General features: G+C 59.6%; 20 protein-coding genes. 13 read left to right on the top strand and 7 right to left on the bottom strand.

Translation table 11 applies throughout. The features are described 5' to 3' along the window. Window positions 1-35: 35 nt before the first annotated feature. The 5 genes from grxD to Q7V03_RS03480 all read right to left on the bottom strand — a co-directional run bounded on the left by grxD (window position 36) and on the right by Q7V03_RS03480 (window position 5,402). Complete coding sequence (grxD, locus tag Q7V03_RS03460; protein ID WP_304924211.1) at window positions 36-398, bottom strand: Grx4 family monothiol glutaredoxin; 363 nt, start codon at window positions 396-398, stop codon at window positions 36-38. 318 nt (window positions 399-716) lie between these two features. Beyond that, the gene (locus Q7V03_RS03465) at window positions 717-953 is read right to left on the bottom strand and encodes a BolA/IbaG family iron-sulfur metabolism protein (RefSeq protein WP_304924212.1); all 237 of its coding nucleotides are present in this window, start codon (window positions 951-953) and stop codon (window positions 717-719) included. 18 nt (window positions 954-971) lie between these two features. After that, entirely contained in the window at window positions 972-1,502 is a 531-nt protein-coding gene (locus tag Q7V03_RS03470) for a GNAT family N-acetyltransferase (protein WP_304924213.1), read from the bottom strand. Next, window positions 1,499-3,658 (bottom strand): phosphoribosylformylglycinamidine synthase subunit PurL, encoded by a 2,160-nt coding sequence (gene purL / locus Q7V03_RS03475; protein ID WP_304924214.1) that lies wholly within the window; start codon window positions 3,656-3,658, stop codon window positions 1,499-1,501. The genes Q7V03_RS03470 and purL overlap by 4 nt, the downstream gene beginning before the upstream one ends. Before the next feature lie 850 nt (window positions 3,659-4,508). Beyond that, window positions 4,509-5,402: a LysR family transcriptional regulator gene (locus Q7V03_RS03480; protein ID WP_304924215.1), complete on the bottom strand. Its 894-nt coding sequence runs from the start codon at window positions 5,400-5,402 to the stop codon at window positions 4,509-4,511. 201 nt (window positions 5,403-5,603) lie between these two features. Here Q7V03_RS03480 and Q7V03_RS03485 point away from each other — a divergent pair, with 201 nt between their 5' ends. Both Q7V03_RS03485 and murI read left to right on the top strand, forming a co-directional pair. Continuing rightward, the gene (locus tag Q7V03_RS03485) at window positions 5,604-6,482 is read left to right on the top strand and encodes a lysophospholipid acyltransferase family protein (protein ID WP_304924216.1); all 879 of its coding nucleotides are present in this window, start codon (window positions 5,604-5,606) and stop codon (window positions 6,480-6,482) included. Between the two features lie 53 nt (window positions 6,483-6,535). Beyond that, complete coding sequence (gene murI, locus Q7V03_RS03490) at window positions 6,536-7,348, top strand: glutamate racemase (RefSeq protein WP_304924217.1); 813 nt, start codon at window positions 6,536-6,538, stop codon at window positions 7,346-7,348. Here murI and Q7V03_RS03495 read toward each other — a convergent pair. Next, window positions 7,345-7,986: a hypothetical protein gene (locus tag Q7V03_RS03495; protein ID WP_304924218.1), complete on the bottom strand. Its 642-nt coding sequence runs from the start codon at window positions 7,984-7,986 to the stop codon at window positions 7,345-7,347. The two genes, murI and Q7V03_RS03495, sit on opposite strands and share 4 nt — an antisense overlap. Window positions 7,987-8,407: 421 nt before the next feature. On the opposite strand from Q7V03_RS03495, the gene Q7V03_RS03500 reads away from it, so the two are divergent. The 11 genes from Q7V03_RS03500 (at window position 8,408) to Q7V03_RS03550 (ending at window position 17,510) form a co-directional block, all read left to right on the top strand. After that, the gene (locus tag Q7V03_RS03500) at window positions 8,408-9,157 is read left to right on the top strand and encodes a DUF1684 domain-containing protein (RefSeq protein ID WP_304924219.1); all 750 of its coding nucleotides are present in this window, start codon (window positions 8,408-8,410) and stop codon (window positions 9,155-9,157) included. Window positions 9,158-9,215: 58 nt separating this feature from the next. Continuing rightward, a complete protein-coding gene (gene argC, locus Q7V03_RS03505) occupies window positions 9,216-10,244 on the top strand; it encodes an N-acetyl-gamma-glutamyl-phosphate reductase (protein ID WP_304924220.1) in 1,029 nt (342 codons plus the stop codon). A gap of 9 nt (window positions 10,245-10,253) precedes the next feature. After that, entirely contained in the window at window positions 10,254-10,706 is a 453-nt protein-coding gene (gene ccmE, locus Q7V03_RS03510; RefSeq protein WP_304924221.1) for a cytochrome c maturation protein CcmE, read from the top strand. Between the two features lie 85 nt (window positions 10,707-10,791). After that, window positions 10,792-11,403, top strand: coding sequence for a holin-associated N-acetylmuramidase (locus Q7V03_RS03515; RefSeq protein ID WP_304924222.1), 612 nt, complete (start codon window positions 10,792-10,794; stop codon window positions 11,401-11,403). After that, a complete protein-coding gene (locus Q7V03_RS03520) occupies window positions 11,394-11,879 on the top strand; it encodes a holin family protein (protein WP_304924223.1) in 486 nt (161 codons plus the stop codon). Before Q7V03_RS03515 ends, Q7V03_RS03520 begins: the two co-directional genes overlap by 10 nt. Window positions 11,880-11,967: 88 nt before the next feature. Next, window positions 11,968-13,713 carry an arginine--tRNA ligase gene (gene argS, locus Q7V03_RS03525; RefSeq protein WP_304924224.1) on the top strand — a complete coding sequence of 582 codons (1,746 nt, stop codon included), beginning with the start codon at window positions 11,968-11,970 and terminating at the stop codon, window positions 13,711-13,713. Window positions 13,714-13,797: 84 nt separating this feature from the next. Beyond that, entirely contained in the window at window positions 13,798-14,871 is a 1,074-nt protein-coding gene (locus Q7V03_RS03530) for an SPOR domain-containing protein (protein WP_304924225.1), read from the top strand. Then, window positions 14,868-15,875 (top strand): glycoside hydrolase family 3 N-terminal domain-containing protein, encoded by a 1,008-nt coding sequence (locus Q7V03_RS03535; RefSeq protein WP_304924226.1) that lies wholly within the window; start codon window positions 14,868-14,870, stop codon window positions 15,873-15,875. The genes Q7V03_RS03530 and Q7V03_RS03535 overlap by 4 nt, the downstream gene beginning before the upstream one ends. Continuing rightward, on the top strand, window positions 15,868-16,665 hold the full coding sequence (locus tag Q7V03_RS03540; RefSeq protein WP_304924227.1) for a ScpA family protein: 798 nt from the start codon (window positions 15,868-15,870) through the stop codon (window positions 16,663-16,665). The genes Q7V03_RS03535 and Q7V03_RS03540 overlap by 8 nt, the downstream gene beginning before the upstream one ends. After that, on the top strand, window positions 16,662-17,303 hold the full coding sequence (gene scpB / locus Q7V03_RS03545; RefSeq protein ID WP_304924228.1) for an SMC-Scp complex subunit ScpB: 642 nt from the start codon (window positions 16,662-16,664) through the stop codon (window positions 17,301-17,303). Before Q7V03_RS03540 ends, scpB begins: the two co-directional genes overlap by 4 nt. Window positions 17,304-17,306: 3 nt before the next feature. Beyond that, window positions 17,307-17,510, top strand: a complete 204-nt coding sequence (locus Q7V03_RS03550) for a hypothetical protein (protein WP_304924229.1) — start codon at window positions 17,307-17,309, stop codon at window positions 17,508-17,510. Window positions 17,511-17,557: 47 nt separating this feature from the next. On the opposite strand, the gene Q7V03_RS03555 is transcribed toward Q7V03_RS03550, so the two are convergent. After that, a complete protein-coding gene (locus tag Q7V03_RS03555; protein WP_304924230.1) occupies window positions 17,558-18,535 on the bottom strand; it encodes a methyltetrahydrofolate cobalamin methyltransferase in 978 nt (325 codons plus the stop codon). Window positions 18,536-18,547: the final 12 nt, after the last annotated feature.

The following is an 18,547-nucleotide window of genomic DNA, read 5'->3' on the forward strand; positions in this document are numbered from 1 at the left end:
GGGGGGGGGGGGGGGCGGCCCCCCCCACCAACACATCAGCCCACGTTGGCTTCCCGGATCTTCTCCGCCGCTGCTTTGTCAAAAGCCACGCCATTGGTCTCCAACAACGCATCTAACTCACCCGAAAGCATCATCTCGATGGCGATATCGCAGCCACCGACAAACTCGCCCTTGACGTAAAGCTGCGGAATCGTTGGCCAATCTGAGAATTCCTTGATGCCCTGCCGGATTTCCGCATCCGCCAGCACGTTCACATCGGCGTAGTCAACGCCGAGATAATTCAAAATCCCCGCCACTTTCGACGAGAACCCACATTGCGGCATCAACTTGTTGCCCTTCATAAACAACACCACATCGTTTTTCGTCACGGTGTCTTTGATCATCTCAAGAGCGGTCATTCTGAGCTTCCTTTTCTGTCTTTCGTCGGAACGAAAATCTTTGCGTATTCTTCGGGGTCTTTTGGCACGGTGTAAGTTCTTTTCACCAGATGCTGCAAAAACTCGCCGTTTTTCTGAGGATAGTCATTGCCCAAGACATGAACGTCGGACGTTGGCTCCAAAGCAGGCTCCCAATCTCTTCGACGGGGTTCGGATTTTAATCTAATCGGCCAAGGGCAACCAGCATATATCCACAACCAAATAATCAAGCCCACGAACGCTAACACCGATCCGACAACGACGTAGAATGTCTGGAGCCATGTCAGCGGCTGGTCCATCTCACTCCGGCGCTTTCGTCGTCAGCGCCAACGCGTGCAGCGCGCCGCTTGGCCCGTCCATCTTGCCCTTCAAACTGGCGTAAACCGCGCGCTGTTGTTGCACCCGGTTCATACCCTTGAAGCTGGCATCGATCACCTCGGCCGAGAAATGCGCGCCATCGTCGCCCTGCACGGTGATGCGGGCATCGGGAAACGCCGCGCGGATCAGGCCTTCAATTTCATGGGCTTCAATCGCCATTGCGCACTCCTAAACAATTCATAGTAAATGTAAGCTTGGGGGCGGGGGGCTGCAAGAGGCCAATCCGCCCCGCGCCTGCCACTCATTGCGCATCATGCCATAGATCATCAAGTCCACAACGCGCCCCAAGGCAGGCCGATACCAATGCTGCCGCAGCCGCCCCTCCAGCACGAACCCCGCCCGCAGATAAGCCGCCTGCGCCCGCGCATTTTCACCCGAGGCATCCAGCCACAGCCTTTGCGCCGCCAAATCCTGAAATGCATAACCAATCATCGCGCGCAAAAACCCAGCGCCCTCGCCAAGTCCGGCCTGATCCAACGCCAGCCGCCGCAATTCCACCACCCCCGCACCATCCTGTGGCACCGCATACAGCGCAAAGCCGCGCGGTCCGTGATCGTCATCCCAGATCAGCAATCGCGCCGCGGGGTTGGTCAGATACGCAGAAAGCGCCGCCTCATCCTCATCGGTGATGAAAGGCGCATACTCCGCGCGGCCCGCAACAGAACGTATAAAGCCGAAATCGGCCGCTAGGGCAGGGCGCAGCCTCACCCCACCGCCTTCTCAAACGCGTTGCGATAGAGGTTCGACAATTCAGCCAGCGAGGCTTTGTCGCCGCCAAAATCCACCACATCGCCGCCAAACGACCCCACCCGGATCACCTCGACGCCGCCGAGCAATGCCGCAGCCTCCAGCTTTGACGCCCCGGCCTCGTCTACGGCCACCAAATACCGCGCCTGATCCTCGCCAAACAGCGTCGCAATATCGCCCGCGATCAGCGTCACACCCAAGCCCGCAGCCTCGGCCATCTCAAACGCCGCCAATGCCAGCCCGCCATCTGCCAAATCCGTGCAAGCCCGAATGGCCTTGCGGTGCGCCAGAATGAAATCGCCACTCGCCTTCTCGGCCTCCAGATCAACTGACGGAGCATCCCCCGCCTCGATCCCAAACGCTTCCGCCAACAAAGCCGACTGACCCAGATGCCCAAACGTCTCGCCCACAACCAGCGCCACGTCGCCTGCGTGCGGCCGCCCCGCAATCAGATCATCCAAAGAGGCCAAAATCCCCACTGCGCCAATCGTCGGCGTCGGCAAGATCCCCGAGCCATCCGTCTCATTGTACAATGACACGTTGCCCGACACGATCGGCATATCCAGCGCCGCCACAGCCGCACCTATGCCCTTGATCGCCCCCACCAACTGCCCCATGATCTCGGGCTTCTCAGGATTACCGAAGTTCAGATTATCTGTCGTAGCCAGGGGCTTAGCCCCCACCGCGATCAGGTTCCGATAGGCTTCCGCCACCGCCTGCTTGCCACCCTCAAACGGGTTGGCCTTGACATAACGCGGCGTCACATCCGAGGTAAACGCCAGCGCCTTGCCCGTGCCATGCACCCGCACCACACCCGCGCCCGCGCCCGGAGCAACCACCGTATCCGCGCCAACCAAGCTGTCATACTGCTCGTAAACCCAAGCCTTCTGCGCGTAATTCGGGCTGCCGATCAAAGCCCGCAGCCCCGCAATCGCGCCAATCGCAGGCACTTCGCCCAAGGGCGCAGCCGCCGGGGTTTCCACCCAAGGGCGGTCATATTCCGGCGCAGAGGACGACAGTTTCGACAAAGGCAAATCCGCCTTCACTTCATTGCCATGCAGGATCAGGAAGCGATCCTCAGGAATCGTCTCGCCGACAATCGCGAAATCCAGATCCCATTTCACGAAAATCGCCCGCGCCACGTCTTCCAGTTCCGGCTTCAGAACCATCAGCATCCGCTCTTGGCTTTCCGACAGCATCATCTCATACGCCGTCATATGGGTCTCGCGCTGCGGCACCGCATCCAGTTGCAACTTGATGCCCAAACCGCCCTTGTCGCCCATCTCGACCGCCGAACAGGTCAGCCCTGCCGCCCCCATATCCTGAATCGAGATCACCGCCCCCGAAGCCATCAACTCCAGACAAGCCTCCAGCAGCCGCTTTTCGGTAAAGGGGTCACCAACCTGCACGGTGGGGCGCTTATCCTCAATCGTATCGTCAAATTCAGCCGAGGCCATCGTCGCCCCGCCAACTCCATCGCGGCCCGTCTTCGCCCCCAGATAGACAACTGGCATCCCCACACCCGAGGCCACCGAGTAGAAAATCTTATCCGCATCGGCCAACCCGGCGGCAAAAGCGTTCACCAGACAGTTGCCGTTATAGGATTTGTGAAACCGCACCTCGCCCGCAACCGTCGGCACGCCAAACGCATTGCCATAAGATCCCACGCCCTCAACCACGCCCTTCACCAGATAGGCGGTTTTCGGATGCGACGGCACCCCGAAGGACAACGAGTTCATTGCCGCAATCGGCCGCGCCCCCATGGTGAACACATCGCGCAAAATCCCGCCAACGCCCGTGGCAGCGCCCTGATGCGGCTCGATATAGCTGGGGTGGTTATGCGACTCCATCTTGAAGATCACCGCCTGCCCGTCGCCAATATCAACGACGCCTGCGTTCTCGCCCGGCCCGCAAATCACTTGCGGCCCAGTGGTCGGCAAGGTCCGCAGCCAGCGCTTTGACGACTTATAGCTGCAATGCTCATTCCACATCGCCGAGAAAATCCCCAGCTCGGTGAACGAAGGCTCGCGCCCAATGATCTCCAGCAGCCGCTGATATTCATCCGGCTTCATGCCATGCTTTGCGATCAGATCAGGCGTGATGGCAGGCTCGGTCATGGCATTCCCCGGAAATATGGAAGTTGCGGGCGTCATAGGCCAAGCAAGCCAACAGGGAAAGGCCCGGGGCAAATTTCCCGCGATTATTTCACGGACGCCCCACACTTATTTCGCCGCCCCCGCCTTTATAGTGACTGCGGCGGCATCCTGGCAGCCCTTGTCGCGCCTTGTCGCGCGCGCACAAGATTTCCAACGCGCTGCATACGCCTGCATCTCGCCCTCATCCATTGGGGCAGGCCAAGGCCACCGCATTGGCCCGAGGCTTGGTTGATCCGTGCCGCTTTCCGCAAAGCCATTGATCGTTTGCGTCGGGTGGCGCGCGACAGCCGCCACGCCGCAGCCCTGACCCAGCTTGCCCACGACGAGGCTACCAGCATCCCCGATGAACGCCTCAGGCTGATCTTCACCTGCTGCTCTTGCGTAGGTGTTGGCGCTGCCAGCGAATCATCGCTGCGACCTATGTCGCCTATACAAGCGTCATCGCACTTGCAGATAATCTCGCAGACGCAGCATTTTTTGCCGAACACAGCAAAAATCTGCTTGATAGGCAGGCAGTAAACAAAACTACCCCCTAAAACAAAAAAAAGGCCGAGCTTTCGCTCGGCCGAGTCCAACAGGGAGGTATGAAGCAACAAGAGCGAACTCAACTGCTGCCTCACCGCGGTTCTTATACGTATGGCTGAATTGCCTCAATAAAGAACAGACTGCAAACGCAGCAATGCCGTCATGCGCTGTGTGCATAGCTTTGACCGGGCGGTCAATTTTTTGGCCACAGGGCAAAGCACCCCCGCACAACAAACCCCGCCCAAATTGGCTGGGCTTCTTCCAGAACATAGCCTTTGCCCTTGCGCTACAACTGCTGCCGCTTGCGGAACGCGAAAATCTCCTCGGTCACGAAATCCCGAAACGCCGACACCCGCTTGGAATGTCGCAATTCCTCCGGATAGGCCAGAAACACTGGCACTTCTGTCGATTCCGTCTCCGGCAGCACCCGCACCAGATGCGGGAAATCTTCAGTCAGATAATCCGGTAAAACGCCGATGCCAAGATGGTTCAAAACCCCCTGCAACACTCCGAAATAGTTATTCACCGTCAAGGTCGACGGGATATCATGGCTCATCAGATCAGCCACCAAATTCGCCCCCGCAGCCACCTGCGCCGTCCCGGCATGCTGACAGATCAAGCGATGCTGGGTGAAATCATCCATCGTCAAGGGCGTGCCATGTTCCTCCAGATACTCTGGCGTCGCATAAAGCCGCATCCGAATGTTCATCAACCGTTTGCGGATCAGATCGGCCTGTGACGGCTCTTTCATCCGAATGGCCACATCTGCCTCCCGCATCGGCAGATCAAGCACGCGTTCTTCCAGCATCAAATCAATCTTCAGGCTGGGGTATTTTTTGTAAAGTGCCGGCAAACGCGGCGCCAACCACAATGTGCCAAACCCCGTCGTCGTCGTCACCCGCAACTCGCCAAACACCTCATCCTCAGAATCCCGGATCCGCGCCGCCGTCGCATCCAGCCGTTTGACCATCGCCTGCGTCGCATCATACAGCAGCTCACCCTGTTCGGTCAGCATCAGCCCGCGGGCATGGCGGTGGAACAACGTCACCGAAAGGCTCTCCTCCAGCGCGCGAATTTGGCGGCTTACGGCGGATTGCGACAGATGCAGCACTTCGCCCGCATGAGTAAGGCTGCCCTTTTCGGCAACCGCATGAAAAATGCGCAGCTTGTCCCAGTCCATCGGTCCCTCAAAATTATGTCACGGATGATACCATGAGCCTGCTTATCTATGCACAAATTCCGCCCTGTAAACCGGGTAAATCCAGAATTATTCCCCCTATTTGTCAGGCTTATCCCCCGGAGGCTGTCATTTCAGCGTCACGCTCAGCCATTACAGTGTCACAAACCGGCTATGCCGCCCGTGCAAACCCCCGAGGCCCAAATGCTGCAAACCAACATCAGCCGCGACATTTCCTACGCTGCCTCTGCCCGCACCAAGCCGGGACGCGCCCTGATCCGCGTGCTGGAAAATGTCTCTGGCCGCCGCCACCTGATCGCCCGCGCCGATGGCTACGAGGTCGACATCGCCCAAGGCCGCTCGTTTTGGCAAGTCATCCCCGAACGCTACGGACTCAGTCTTGACCTCATCGCAGGCAGCCTCAACAATATCCCCCGCCAAGGCCCCCTAGTGCTGATTGCCAACCACCCCTATGGCATCCTTGACGGCTTGATGATGGGCCACCTGCTCGACGCCATCCGCGGTGATTTCCGCATCCTCTCCAATGCCGTGTTCCGCCGCGCCGAGGCCCTGAACAAAGTTCTGCTCCCGATATCCTTCGACGACACCAAAGCCGCCGTAAAACTTAACCTAGAGACCCGCGCCACCGCCCTCAGCTATCTCAGCGAAGGCGGCGCCATCGGCATCTTCCCCGGCGGCACCGTCTCCACCTCGCTCAAACCGTTCTCCCGCCCGATGGACCCGTCTTGGCGCAACTTCACCGCCAAGATGATCGCAAAATCAGGCGCCACCGTCGTCCCTATATACTTTGAGGGCCACAACTCCCGCCTGTTTCAACTCGCCTCGCGCGTCCACGCCAATCTGCGCGTCGCCATGCTGCTCAAAGAGTTCAAATCCCGCACCGACACCCCCGTCCGCCTTGTGATCGGCCAACCGATCCCCTCCGATATCCTGCAATCCTTGAAATCCGACCCCACCGCGATGATGGAAACCCTGCGCCAAGCCACCTACGCCCTTTCACCCGCGCCACTTCCCTCTTATGCTCACGGCTACGAATTCGAGGCGAAATACAAATCCCGCTAAACCGCAGCCCCCAAAGTCTGTGAAAGAGCTGCGAAAGCGGGCAGGGGGCAAAGATGGCAGTAGGCGTATTCGACAGCGGCATTGGCGGGCTGACAGTGCTGGACGCACTAACCAAGCGTCTCCCCGACACACCTTTCGTCTATTTCGGCGACAACGCCCACGCGCCCTACGGCGTACGTTCCCATGACGACATTTTCAACCTGACCTGTGCCGCCACCGAACGCCTTTGGGCCGAAGGCTGCGATCTGGTGATCCTCGCCTGCAACACTGCTTCGGCAGCCGCTCTGAAGCGCATGCAGGAAACTTGGCTGCCCGCTGACAAACGCGTGCTCGGCGTGTTCGTGCCGCTGATTGAGGCGCTGACCGAACGCCAATGGGGCGACAACTCGCCGCCGCGCGAAGTCAGCGTCAAGCATGTGGCTTTGTTCGCCACCCCCGCCACCGTCGCCTCCCGCGCCTTCCAACGCGAACTCGCCTTCCGCGCCATCGGCGTCGATGTCGAAGCCCAACCCTGCGGCGGCGTCGTTGATGCCATCGAGCAAGGCGACGAAATCCTTGCCGAAGCCTTGGTGCGCAGCCATGTTGAGGCCCTCAAGCGCCGCATGCCCCACCCGCAAGCCGCCGTCTTGGGCTGCACCCACTACCCGCTGATGGAAAAAACCTTCGCCGAAGCCTTGGGCCCAGATGTCAAAGTCTATTCCCAAGCCAACCTCGTGGCAGAAAGCCTGACCGACTACTTGCAACGGCGCCCGGAAATGTTGGGCGCGGGCACCGTGGCCAAATTCCTGACCACAGGTGACCCAACGAACGTGTCTAGCAAAGCCACGCAATTCCTACGCCGACAGATCGTGTTTCAGGCGGCCTAGTCGCGACTCGCAACAAGCCGAAGGTGCGGCACGCCAATTTTCTCTTCGCTGCAGCGGGTTTGCCACACCGCATTGTTCAATTCGCTTGTCGTCATCGCCAATTCCAGCGCGGCAAACGTAACTGGTGCCCGCAGCGACACGTCGCACAGCCAAATGCGGTCCAAATTGAAATTGTTCCGTGCAAACGACGAAGACAGCAGAATGATCGGCAAGTCAGGAACTTCGATGCGCAGATGCGCCAGCGCGTCGTAAATTGTTTTAATCCCGCCCAGATAGTCAATGTCTAGCATCACATATGAATAGGCATGTCGCCGCTCAAGCACCAGCTTGACCCAGTCAGCGCGTGATGCCCAAGTTATCTGTAAAGACTGTGCCGCAAGCCAGTCGGCGGGCTTGGCCATGTCTTCCAGCCGCGTCCCCACCAGCAGAACCGACCGCAGCGGATCACAATCCAGTGAATGCATGAACGGTTCACGCAACGGAACTGAGTAATGTCCTGAAACTGGACGTGAATTGCCTGCTCTGGGTTGGGCGAACGGCAGCACAAAGGCTTTCAGATTGGACCGCACTTTTAGGGCAAGTGCTTTCATTCTTTTGGTAAAGCCACCCGTGTCATTTTGCGTGTTCTCTGCGCACATCGTCGTCATCTCCGCTGCAAGCTCTATCTCTCAGGTGATATTTAGATTCTAGATAATATGGCAGGCAAGAAGTCCGTCTGATATTTTTAGGTATCTTTTGGGCTGATCGCACGCCGATAGATTTTTCATTCAAGGACTTGGGTCTGGTCGTGGCCACGCTTTGGCTGGGCCGCGCACGGGTGGTCAAAGCCCCCCTTTGGTCTGGGCTAGGTTGACGGGTATGGGCTAAGTTGACGGCTCTGGGTCAGGTCACTGGACCCCAATTTGAAAAACAGTAGGGTGTGCTTCAGCGCACCACTTGTTTTGTCCATCACTCACGCAGCCAAACCTTAACAAATCTTTAAACTCACTACCCTACCCACTTGAATCTAAACAACAAAAAAAGGTCCCGAGTTGGGACCACCCCGAAAAGGCCCTAAAAATGCTCCCGCTAAACCAACACCGCGCCGCCCGTCTGGAAGCCCTGCAAGCCGAGGACGGCTGGCTCAACCTCACCGACCGGGTTGATCTGAATCCCGGTCCACAATCCGCAGGCACCGCCCCCGACAACCAAGTCCACCTCTCCACCGGCCCCGCCCATCTGGGCGCAATCGACCCCACCGCCGAAACCCTGACACCCCCCAATGCCGCCCCGATCCCCTTTCTGCCGACCCCTTCCGGCTTCCCCCAACTCCGCCACCAGACCCTCCTGCTTGAACTCCACACCGTCGACAGCACCCCCGCCCTCCGCGTCCGCGACCTCACCCTGCCGCGCCAAGCAAACCTCCACTACTTCCCCACCAACGACGCCCTGATCCTGCGCGCCCGCTGGCAAGCCCTGCCCACCGCGGTGACCCAAACCATCGACCAAAAAGGCGGCGCCCCCACCACCGTTCAACTGACCCACACCGCGCATTTCACCTACCAAAGCCACGCCATCACCCTGCTTGCCACCCACTGGAAAGACGGCAAACCGATGTTCGTGCTCCGCGACCAAACCAGCGGCATCGAGACCTACCCCGCCTCGCGCTTCCTGATCGGAGAAGATGCCACCGACACCGAAATCACCCTCGATTTCAACCGTGCCTTCACGCCCCCCTGCGGCTTCACCGATTTCGCGATCTGCCCACTGCCGCCGCGCGAAAACATCCTGCCGTTTCGGGTGCAGGCAGGCGAGCGCCTGACACCATAATTTCACTTGCATCCAGTCCCCCCAGACGCCACATCTGCGCCAACTGACGGAGGGTCGCATGACACATCGCATCGCTATTTTAGGCGCCTCGGGCTACACAGGCGCGGAACTGGTTCGCCTGATTGCCACGCATCCGACGATGAAAATCGTCGCGCTCTCCGCTGATCGCAAAGCGGGGATGGCGATGGCCGAGGTGTTCCCCTTTCTGCGCCACCTTGATCTGCCGCGCCTGCAAAAAATTGAGGAGATTGACTTTTCTGGCGTCGATCTGTGCTTTTGTGCCTTGCCCCATGCCACCACGCAGGTTGTCGTCTCGGCCCTGCCGCGCGATTTGAAAATCGTCGATCTTTCTGCTGATTTCCGGCTGCGCGACCCGGCGGAATATGAGAAATGGTACGGTCAAGCCCACACTGCCACCGAATTGCAGAAAGAAGCCGTTTACGGTTTGACCGAATTCTACCGCGATGACATCCGCAACGGCCGTCTTGTGGCGGGCACAGGCTGCAACGCGGCCACCGGGCAATATGCGCTTCGGCCGTTGATTTCAGCGGGTGTGATTAACCTTGACCATATCCTGATTGACTTGAAAGCAGGGGTGTCTGGGGCAGGGCGTAGCCTCAAAGAAAACCTGTTGCATGCCGAGCTTTCCGGCGGCACCCATACTTATTCGATGGGCGGCAAGCATCGGCACTTGGGAGAGTTTGATCAGGAGTTTTCTAAACTCGCCGGTAGGCCTGTTCACATTCAGTTTTCGCCGCATCTGCTGCCGATGAATCGTGGAATTCTGGCGACGACCTATGTGCAGGGTGACGCGAAAGCCATTCACCAGGTCTTGAGCGACGCCTACGTCGCCGAGCCGTTCTTGCAGGTGCTACCCTTTGGCGCACTCCCCTCGACGCGCGACATCGCAGGGTCTAACTTTTGCCACATCGGCGTGACCGGAGATCGGGTTCCGGGGCGCGCTGTGGTGGTGGCGGTGTTGGACAACCTGACGAAAGGCTCGTCGGGCCAAGCGATCCAGAACGCCAACCTGATGCTGGGAATTGAGGAAACGTCGGGGCTGATGTTGGCGCCGATGTTCCCATAAGGAGCTGATATGGCTGGGTTAAAAGGCTTAAAGAAACGCCGCCGCGTGCAGTTGATTTTGTTTGCTTTTATGCTGGTAGTGGCTTCAACAGCACTGATTGGCTATGCGATGCGTGATGGGATCAACTTTTTTCGTTCACCCAGCCAAGTTTTGACCGATCCGCCCCGCGTCGGCGAAGTGTTTCGCATCGGCGGACTCGTCGAAAAAGGCACGCTGGTGCGCGGGCAAGGCGAGACGATCAGCTTCAGCGTGACCGACACAAACAAGACCGTGCCGGTGAAGTTTACCGGCGTGTTGCCCGATCTGTTCGCCGAGGGCGCTGGCATGGTTGGCACGGGAGAGATGGAGGGCGATACCTTTGTCGCCAGCGAAATTCTTGCCAAGCATGATGAAAATTACATGCCAAAAGAGGTGGTTGACGCTTTGAAAGCGCAGGGCGTTTACGTCGAGCCGCAGAAGTAGTCCTGCAGCACCAGCGCGCGGGCAAGTCTCACCAGATTAACCGTTTAGCACCAGCATAGTCCCCGGCAATTCAAGGGGAGATGCGATGAAATCTGTACAGGATTTGGCGGCTGAGATTGTCGCGCGCGAGGGCGGTTTTGTGAACGATCCCGATGATCCGGGCGGCGCCACCAACCACGGAGTTACTCTGAATACGCTGCGGCGATTGGGGATCGATATTACCCGTGACACAAGGATCGACGTGACCGATGTGAGGGCGCTGACCCCCGCCCAAGCCGTTGATATTTATGTCGAACATTACCACCGCCGCACTGGCATTGGCGCGCTGCCCGAGGCCTTGCAAGCATCGGTTTTCGATATGTATGTCAACGCCGGGGCCAATGCGGTGACGGTGCTGCAACGCCTGCTGACCAGCATGGGATTTCCCTGCGACGCGGATGGTCAGATTGGCCCGCAGACCATTCGTGCGGCGCAAATGGCGGCCGAGGCAGCACCAAGCTATCTCGGCGACGCTTATGGGATTTCGCGGCGCAATTACTACTACAGCCTCGCCGATGCCCGCCCGGCCAGACGTAAATATGCGCGCAGGCGTGACGGTGGCAAAGGTGGCTGGATCACGCGGGCGGAAGAATTTATCGCGCCGAAATATCGGCTGACAGAGGCGCAACATCAGGCACGGGTGGCAGCATGGGGTTGATTGGCACAGTTTTGAACGCGCCGGGGGCGGTGGCGGCTTTGGGCGATGCCGCCAAGGGCGTGGCCGAGGTGTTGGTGCCTTCGGCGACCAAACGGATGGAATTGTCGGCACAGGCGCAAGCCGCGGCGCTAGAGCAATTTGGCGATGAATTTAGCAATGCCTCGACCAGCGGGTTTGATCGCTTGGTCAACGGGTTAAACCGCTTGCCGCGCCCGCTTTTGGCGTTTGGCACCATCGGTCTGTTCGTTTATGCGATGATCGACCCGCCGGATTTTGCCTTGCGCATGGTCGGTCTGAACGCCGTGCCGGAACCGCTTTGGTGGCTGCTCGGTGCCGTCGTGGCGTTTTACTTTGGCGCGCGTGAGACCCATTACTTTCGCAATCGCCCGGTCAGCGTGCCGGCGAGGCTGAACCCAACCACAGCCGCATCTGACACCAATCCCGCCTTGGATGATTGGCGTTCCGAGCAAAACTAGCCGCCTAAACGACCCCAAAACCGGGGCTGTCCTTGACCTGTCTTGCTGGCTCTGGCATTGCCAAATCAACGAGACAGGAATTGATCAAATGAACCTCTTTGCCGAAATCCGCAGCTTGGTGACCGACAGCCTGACGGCTTTGGCCGCTGAGGGCGTTTTGCCCACTGGTCTGGACTTTGCACAGGTGGCGGTCGAGCCGCCCCGCGATCCGGCGCATGGCGATATGGCGACCAATGCGGCGATGGTGCTGGCCAAGCCCGCAGCGCTACAGCCGCGTGCGATTGCCGAGGCTTTGGCTGCCAAGCTGATGCTGGACCCGCGCGTGACCGGGGCCGAAGTGGCGGGGCCAGGGTTTTTGAACCTGCGGCTGGCGGCGAATGTCTGGCAAGGCGTGGTGAAAGCGGCGCTGACCGAAGGCTTGGCGTTTGGCAAGTCAAGCGCCGGGGCAGGGCGCCGCGTGAACGTCGAGTTCGTCTCGGCTAACCCGACTGGGCCGATGCATGTAGGGCATGTGCGTGGTGCTGTGGTCGGCGATGCGCTGGCGCGGTTGTTGGCGTTCTCGGGCTGGGATGTGACGCGGGAATACTACATCAACGACGGCGGCGCGCAGGTCGATGTGTTGGCGCGCTCGGCCTATGAGCGCTATCGCGAGGCCAATGGGCTGGAGCCGGAAATCCGCGAGGGTCTCTATCCGGGCGATTATCTGATCCCGGTGGGCGAGGCGTTGAAGGCGAAATTTGGCACGTCTCTGTTGGATAAGGGCGAGGAAATCTGGCTTGCCGACATCCGCGAGATCGCCTCCGATATGATGATGGAAGAAATTCGCGGCGATCTGGCGGCCTTGGGCGTCAAGATGGACGTGTATTCGTCGGAAAAGGCGCTTTATGGCACTGGCCAGATTGAGGCCGCGATTAAAGCCCTGCGCGATATGGGGCTGATTTATGAGGGCACGTTGGAGCCGCCAAAGGGCAAGACCCTTGAGGATTGGGAACCGCGTGTGCAGACGCTGTTCCGCTCGACCGCGCATGGCGATGATGTTGATCGCCCGGTGATGAAATCTGATGGCTCGTGGACCTATTTTGCCCCCGATATCGCCTATCACTACAACAAAGTGCAGCGCGGCTTTGACGAGTTGATCGACATTTTCGGCGCCGATCACGGTGGCTATGTCAAACGGATGAAGGCGGCAGTCTCCGCCTTGTCGAACGGCAAAGTTCCATTGGATATCAAGTTGGTGCAGCTGGTGAAGCTGTATAAGAATGGCGAGCCGTTCAAGATGTCAAAGCGCGCAGGCACCTTCGTGACCCTGCGCGATGTCGTGGAACAAGCGGGCGCGGATGTGACCCGTTTCATGATGCTGACGCGTAAGAACGATGTGACCTTGGATTTTGACTTTGCCAAGGTGCTTGAGCAGTCAAAAGATAACCCGGTGTTCTATGTGCAATATGCCAATGCCCGGATCAATTCGGTGCTGCGCAAATCGCGCGAAGCCGGGATTGATTGCAGCGATGCAGCCCTTGCAAACGCCGATCTGGCGATCCTTGGCCACCCTGCCGAGATCGCCATGGCGCAGAAGCTTGCCGAGTGGCCGCGCTTGATCGAGATCGCCGCTAAGGGCAACGAGCCGCATCGGATTGCGTTTTACCTCTATGAACTGGCCTCGGAATTCCATTCGCTTTGGAACAAAGGCAACGATGATCACAGCCTGCGCTTCATCCAAGAGGGCAATGCGGCAACATCTTCGGCGAAAATCGCGCTTGCGCGCGCCACGGGCGTTGTGATTTCGGCCGGCCTTGGTATCCTTGGTGTCACTCCGGTTGAGGAGATGCGGTAAGTGCCAAGGTCTGACCAGCCCGATCGGAGAGCGCAAAATAACAAGCAGGGGTGGCATGTATCGCCCTTGCACGCGAGGCAAGACATGGCGGACGTGGATTTCGATGAGTTCGACGGCGGTTATGCCGAGCATGAAATAGACTCTGGCGATGCGATGGGGCGCGCCCGTGCGCTGATCAACCTGGCCGGAGCCGCTTGCTCGATTGCCTTGGTGATTGGTCTGGGCATTTGGGGCTATAAGCTTGCGGTGCGCGATGTGTCCGGCATCCCCGTGGTGCGCGCGCTGGAAGGCCCGCTGCGGATCGCGCCCGACAATCCCGGTGGCGATGTGGCGATGCATCAGGGCCTGTCTGTTAATGCCGTCGCTGCTGCCGGAACCGCCTTGCCACTGCCCGAAAAGCTGACCCTTGCACCGAAAGAGGTGGCCTTGACGCCAGAAGATCAGGCTGGAACCGCTGAACTGGCGCAACTGCCCACCGCCGATCCTTTGGCAAGTGGTGCCGAAGTGGTCGAGGTTGCACCGCAGGCCCCGGCAAGCCTTGCGCCGATTGAGATTGCGCCGGTCGTCATGCCAGAGGCTTCCGCCAGTGCTGATGCGCTGGACGCAAACAGTCTTGCGGTCACAGCGCCTTTGCCTGAGACGCAGGAAGATGCCGTCGCCGCCGCCCTCGCCGCCGCTTTGGCGGATGGTGAGACCGCCGAGGGCGGGCTGAGTGTGGTCGAAGTTGCTGCCGCTGATCCGGTGAAATCGCTGCGCCCGAAACTGCGTCCAACCACGCGCAGTGCCGCTGCGATCGCCGCCGTTGAGCCCGTTGCCGCTACCGCCGAGGCTGCACCAGAGACGGCAGTCGATGCTCCTGTCGCAAGTACTGCCGCCGTTGCCGAAATCGACCCCAGCACCATTCCCGCAGGCACCCGGCTTGTGCAGCTCGGGGCCTTCGATGACGAGGCAAGCGCGCGCGGCGAATGGGCCAAACTGCAAACCGACTTCCCCGATCTGTTGCTGGGCAAAGCCATGGTGGTGCAATCGGCGCAAAGTGGCGGGCGCACTTTCTACCGCCTGCGCGCGCATGGCTTCGCTGACGAAGATGTTGCGCGGCAATTCTGCGCCGCGATGCTGGCCCAAAATGCCTCTTGCATCCCGGTTGCGCAAAAATGATCGGCTCTGGTGCCGCGATCTTTGGATGTGCAGGGTTGACCCTGACCGCAGCCGAGCGGGATTTCTTCCGCGATTATGACCCTTTGGGTTTCATCGTGTTTGCTCGGAATGTTGAAACCCCAGAACAGCTTACCCGTCTGACTGCCGATTTGCGCGACTCGGTCGGCCGGGATGCCCCCATCCTTGTTGATCAAGAGGGTGGCCGCGTCCAGCGCCTGCGCGCGCCGTATTGGCGCGAATGGGCCGCGCCGCTTGACACCGTCGAGAAGGCCGGAGTAAACGCTGCCCGCGCGATGGCGTTGCGTTCGCTGGTGATTGCCGCTGAACTCAGCGCCGTTGGCATCGACGCCAACTGCGCCCCTGTTGCAGACATTGCGGGCCCCAATACCCACTCGTTCCTGCGCAATCGCTGCTACGGTCAAGACGTTGAAACCGTCAGCCACATCGCCCGCGCTGTCGCCGATGCGCATCTGAAGATGGGCGTGCTGCCGGTGGTCAAACACATGCCCGGCCATGGCCGATCCATCAACGACACCCACCACGATCTGCCTACCGTCACCACGGATCGCGCCACCCTGAACGCGACCGACTTCGCCCCGTTCCGCGCGCTGGCCGATCTGCCGATGGCGATGACGGCGCATATCATTTTTTCTGCCTATGATGACCTGCCCGCCACGCAGTCCCCTGCGATGATCAGGGCGATCCGCGATGAGATCGGCTTTGCGGGCCTGCTGATCACCGATGATCTGAACATGCAGGCCTTGGCAGGCAGTTTGGGGCAGCGGGCGGCGCATTCCATCGCTTCGGGCTGCGATATTGCGCTGCATTGCAAGGGTGATATGGCTGAAATGCTGCAAGTTGCCGGTGCCGCAGGGGCGATGACCGAGGCGGCTCGCGCGCGTGCGACGGCAGCGCTTGCACAACGCCGCCCAGCGAAATCCGTTGACATCGCCGCGCTGGAGGCTGAGTTTTCGGCTCTGCTGGGCGAAGGTGCGCATGGGTGACACGGATACCGACGATTGGGGCGCCGCCGCGCGTATTCCGGCTGCTGAGAGGCTGGCCTCGGAAGCGCTGATCATCGATGTTGATGGTTTCGAGGGGCCGCTCGACCTTTTGTTGATGCTGTCACGCACGCAAAAAGTCGATTTGCGCAAGATTTCTGTGCTGCAACTGGCCGAGCAATATCTGGTCTTCGTGTCGCGCGCGCAGGCGTTGCGGATTGAACTTGCCGCCGATTATCTGGTGATGGCGGCTTGGCTTGCCTTCCTGAAATCCCGTCTTTTGCTGCCACCCGAACCCGGCGAAGCTGGACCTTCGGCCGAGGATTTGGCAGCCCATCTGGCGTTTCAGTTGGAGCGACTGTCGGCCATGCGCGAGGCCGCTGCCCGTCTGATGGGGCGTGACCAACTTGGTCGCGATTTTTTCGCGCGCGGTGTGCCCGAGGATGTCACCCGCAAGGTCACGGTCAGCTATACCGCGACGCTCTTGGACCTTATGCGCGCCTATGCCCGCACCCGCACCCGCGATGAATTCCGCCCCTATGCCTTTGATCGCAAAGACGTCTACACGATGGAAGACGCGCTGGAACGGATGCGCGGCTTGCTGGGTTACGCTGGCGAATGGTCGGATTTGACCAGCTTCATGCCCGAGGGCTGGGAGGTTTCCCCCGCGCGCCGCAGATCGGCCACCGCCGCGCATTTCGCCGCAATTTTGGAAATGGCCAAGCGCGGTCAAGTGCAGATCAAACAGGGTGAGATGTTTGCCCCCCTGATGATCCGCAGGACTGCACCATGATAGATCCGATTGAAAAAAGCCTGTTTGAAGCGCCGCCGATGGGCGAGCAAGAGCGCATGGTGGAAGCCATCCTCTTCGCCTCGGCCGAGCCTGTGACCCTGGCCGAACTGGTCAAGCGGATGCCGCATGGTTGCGATCCCGCCGAGGCTTTGCTGACCCTGCGCCGTCGCTATGACGGGCGGGGGGTGAATATGGTCAAGGTTGGCGATGCCTATGCTTTCCGCACCGCCGCCGACCTTGGGCATTTGATGCAAAAGGAAAGCGCCGAGCAGCGCAAACTGTCGCGCGCGGCAATTGAGACGCTGGCGATTGTCGCCTATCACCAGCCGGTGACGCGGACCGAGATTGAGGAAATCCGCGGTGTGGCGGTCAGTCGGGGCACGGTGGATCAGTTGTTGGAACTGGATTGGATCAGGCTGGGGCGTCGGCGGATGACTCCGGGCCGCCCAGTGACCTTCGTGGTAACGGATCACTTCCTTGACCACTTCGGCCTTGAATCTGCGCGCGATCTGCCGGGGTTGAAAGAATTGCGCGCGGCTGGGTTGTTGGACAGTCGCCCCTTGCCGGGTGGGCTGACCACCCCATCTGAAGACGAAGAACAGCCCAGCACTGGGCAAAGCGAATTGTTTGAGGACTAAGCCATGGACCGTATCATTCAGATGATCCTGAACAAACTTTTGGGGCGGCTGGTCAACACCGCCGTCAATAAGGGTGTTGATTATGCGGCTCGAAGGGGGAAGTCCCCCGATGATATGACGCCAGAAGATCACGCACAGGCCCGCGCAGGCAAGGAAGTGGCCAAACGGGCACGGCAAGCGGCTAAGCTGACCCGCCGCATCCGCTAAAGCAAAAGGCCCGCCAGTGGCGGGCCTTTTGTCGTAATATTGATAGCTTAGCGCGCGCGGCGTCCGCCGCGACGTCCGGATGTGGCCGCTGTCGCCGCAGCCGAAGCCTCGGCGAAGGTTGCGCCCGCCTCAACAGCCTCCAGCACTTTTGCAAAGCGGATCCACTCACCGCCGTTGGCGTCATGGTTCATCAGGAAGTTGGCGGCACGGATGGCCTCCATCTCTGGCAGACGCACCGGGTTCATAATCGCAGAAGTCATGCCTGCGCCAATCGCCATCGGCAGAAAAGCCGCGTTGATGCCGTGACGGTGCGGCAGGCCGAACGAGATGTTCGACGCCCCACAAGTGGTGTTGACGCCCAACTCCTCGCGCAGACGCCGCACCAAGGCGAACACTTGCTGCCCAGCCGAGCCCATCGCGCCGACCGGCATCACCAGCGGATCAACCACGATGTCATGCGCCGGAATGCCAAAATCTGCCGCGCGTTCGACGATCTTTTTCGCCACCGCAAATCGCACGTCCGGGTCTTGCGAAATCCCGGTGTCGTCGTTGGAAATTGCCACCACCGGCACGTTGTATTTCTTCACCAGTGGCAAAACCAATTCCATGCGGTCTTCTTCGCCCGTCACCGAGTTCAGCAGCGGACGACCCTCGCAAGCCATCAATCCCGCCTCAAGTGCGCCGGGAACCGAGCTGTCGATGCACAACGGCACATCGACCACGGCCTGGATTCGCAGGATCAATTCGCGCATCAACGGCGGCTCGACAAAGTTGTTGTCGGCATAGCGCGGATCTTCGGCCATTTTGTTGGTAAACACCGCCCCCGAGTTTACGTCCAGAATGTTGGCACCACAGGCGACCTGCTCTAGCGCATCGCGCAGAACGGTTTCAAAATTGCCGGCTTCCATTTCAGCAGCCAGTTTTTTGCGGCCGGTCGGGTTGATGCGCTCGCCAATGACGCAGAATGGCTCGTCGAAACCGATGATCACGGTTTTCGTTTTGGATTCAATAACGGTACGGGTCATTCTTAAACCTTC

This window comes from Cypionkella sp., from assembly GCF_030652235.1.
Lineage (GTDB): Bacteria > Pseudomonadota > Alphaproteobacteria > Rhodobacterales > Rhodobacteraceae > Cypionkella.

Coding starts and splice junctions, on each gene's coding strand:
- grxD (WP_304924211.1), bottom strand. CDS start 398: ATGACCGCTCTTGAGATGATCAAAGACACCGTGACGAAAAACGATGTG.
- Q7V03_RS03465 (WP_304924212.1), bottom strand. CDS start 953: ATGGCGATTGAAGCCCATGAAATTGAAGGCCTGATCCGCGCGGCGTTT.
- purL (WP_304924214.1), bottom strand. CDS start 3,658: ATGACCGAGCCTGCCATCACGCCTGATCTGATCGCAAAGCATGGCATG.
- Q7V03_RS03480 (WP_304924215.1), bottom strand. CDS start 5,402: ATGGACTGGGACAAGCTGCGCATTTTTCATGCGGTTGCCGAAAAGGGC.
- Q7V03_RS03485 (WP_304924216.1), top strand. CDS start 5,604: ATGCTGCAAACCAACATCAGCCGCGACATTTCCTACGCTGCCTCTGCC.
- murI (WP_304924217.1), top strand. CDS start 6,536: ATGGCAGTAGGCGTATTCGACAGCGGCATTGGCGGGCTGACAGTGCTG.
- Q7V03_RS03495 (WP_304924218.1), bottom strand. CDS start 7,986: ATGTGCGCAGAGAACACGCAAAATGACACGGGTGGCTTTACCAAAAGA.
- Q7V03_RS03500 (WP_304924219.1), top strand. CDS start 8,408: ATGCTCCCGCTAAACCAACACCGCGCCGCCCGTCTGGAAGCCCTGCAA.
- argC (WP_304924220.1), top strand. CDS start 9,216: ATGACACATCGCATCGCTATTTTAGGCGCCTCGGGCTACACAGGCGCG.
- ccmE (WP_304924221.1), top strand. CDS start 10,254: ATGGCTGGGTTAAAAGGCTTAAAGAAACGCCGCCGCGTGCAGTTGATT.
- Q7V03_RS03515 (WP_304924222.1), top strand. CDS start 10,792: ATGAAATCTGTACAGGATTTGGCGGCTGAGATTGTCGCGCGCGAGGGC.
- Q7V03_RS03520 (WP_304924223.1), top strand. CDS start 11,394: ATGGGGTTGATTGGCACAGTTTTGAACGCGCCGGGGGCGGTGGCGGCT.
- argS (WP_304924224.1), top strand. CDS start 11,968: ATGAACCTCTTTGCCGAAATCCGCAGCTTGGTGACCGACAGCCTGACG.
- Q7V03_RS03530 (WP_304924225.1), top strand. CDS start 13,798: ATGGCGGACGTGGATTTCGATGAGTTCGACGGCGGTTATGCCGAGCAT.
- Q7V03_RS03535 (WP_304924226.1), top strand. CDS start 14,868: ATGATCGGCTCTGGTGCCGCGATCTTTGGATGTGCAGGGTTGACCCTG.
- Q7V03_RS03540 (WP_304924227.1), top strand. CDS start 15,868: ATGGGTGACACGGATACCGACGATTGGGGCGCCGCCGCGCGTATTCCG.
- scpB (WP_304924228.1), top strand. CDS start 16,662: ATGATAGATCCGATTGAAAAAAGCCTGTTTGAAGCGCCGCCGATGGGC.
- Q7V03_RS03550 (WP_304924229.1), top strand. CDS start 17,307: ATGGACCGTATCATTCAGATGATCCTGAACAAACTTTTGGGGCGGCTG.
- Q7V03_RS03555 (WP_304924230.1), bottom strand. CDS start 18,535: ATGACCCGTACCGTTATTGAATCCAAAACGAAAACCGTGATCATCGGT.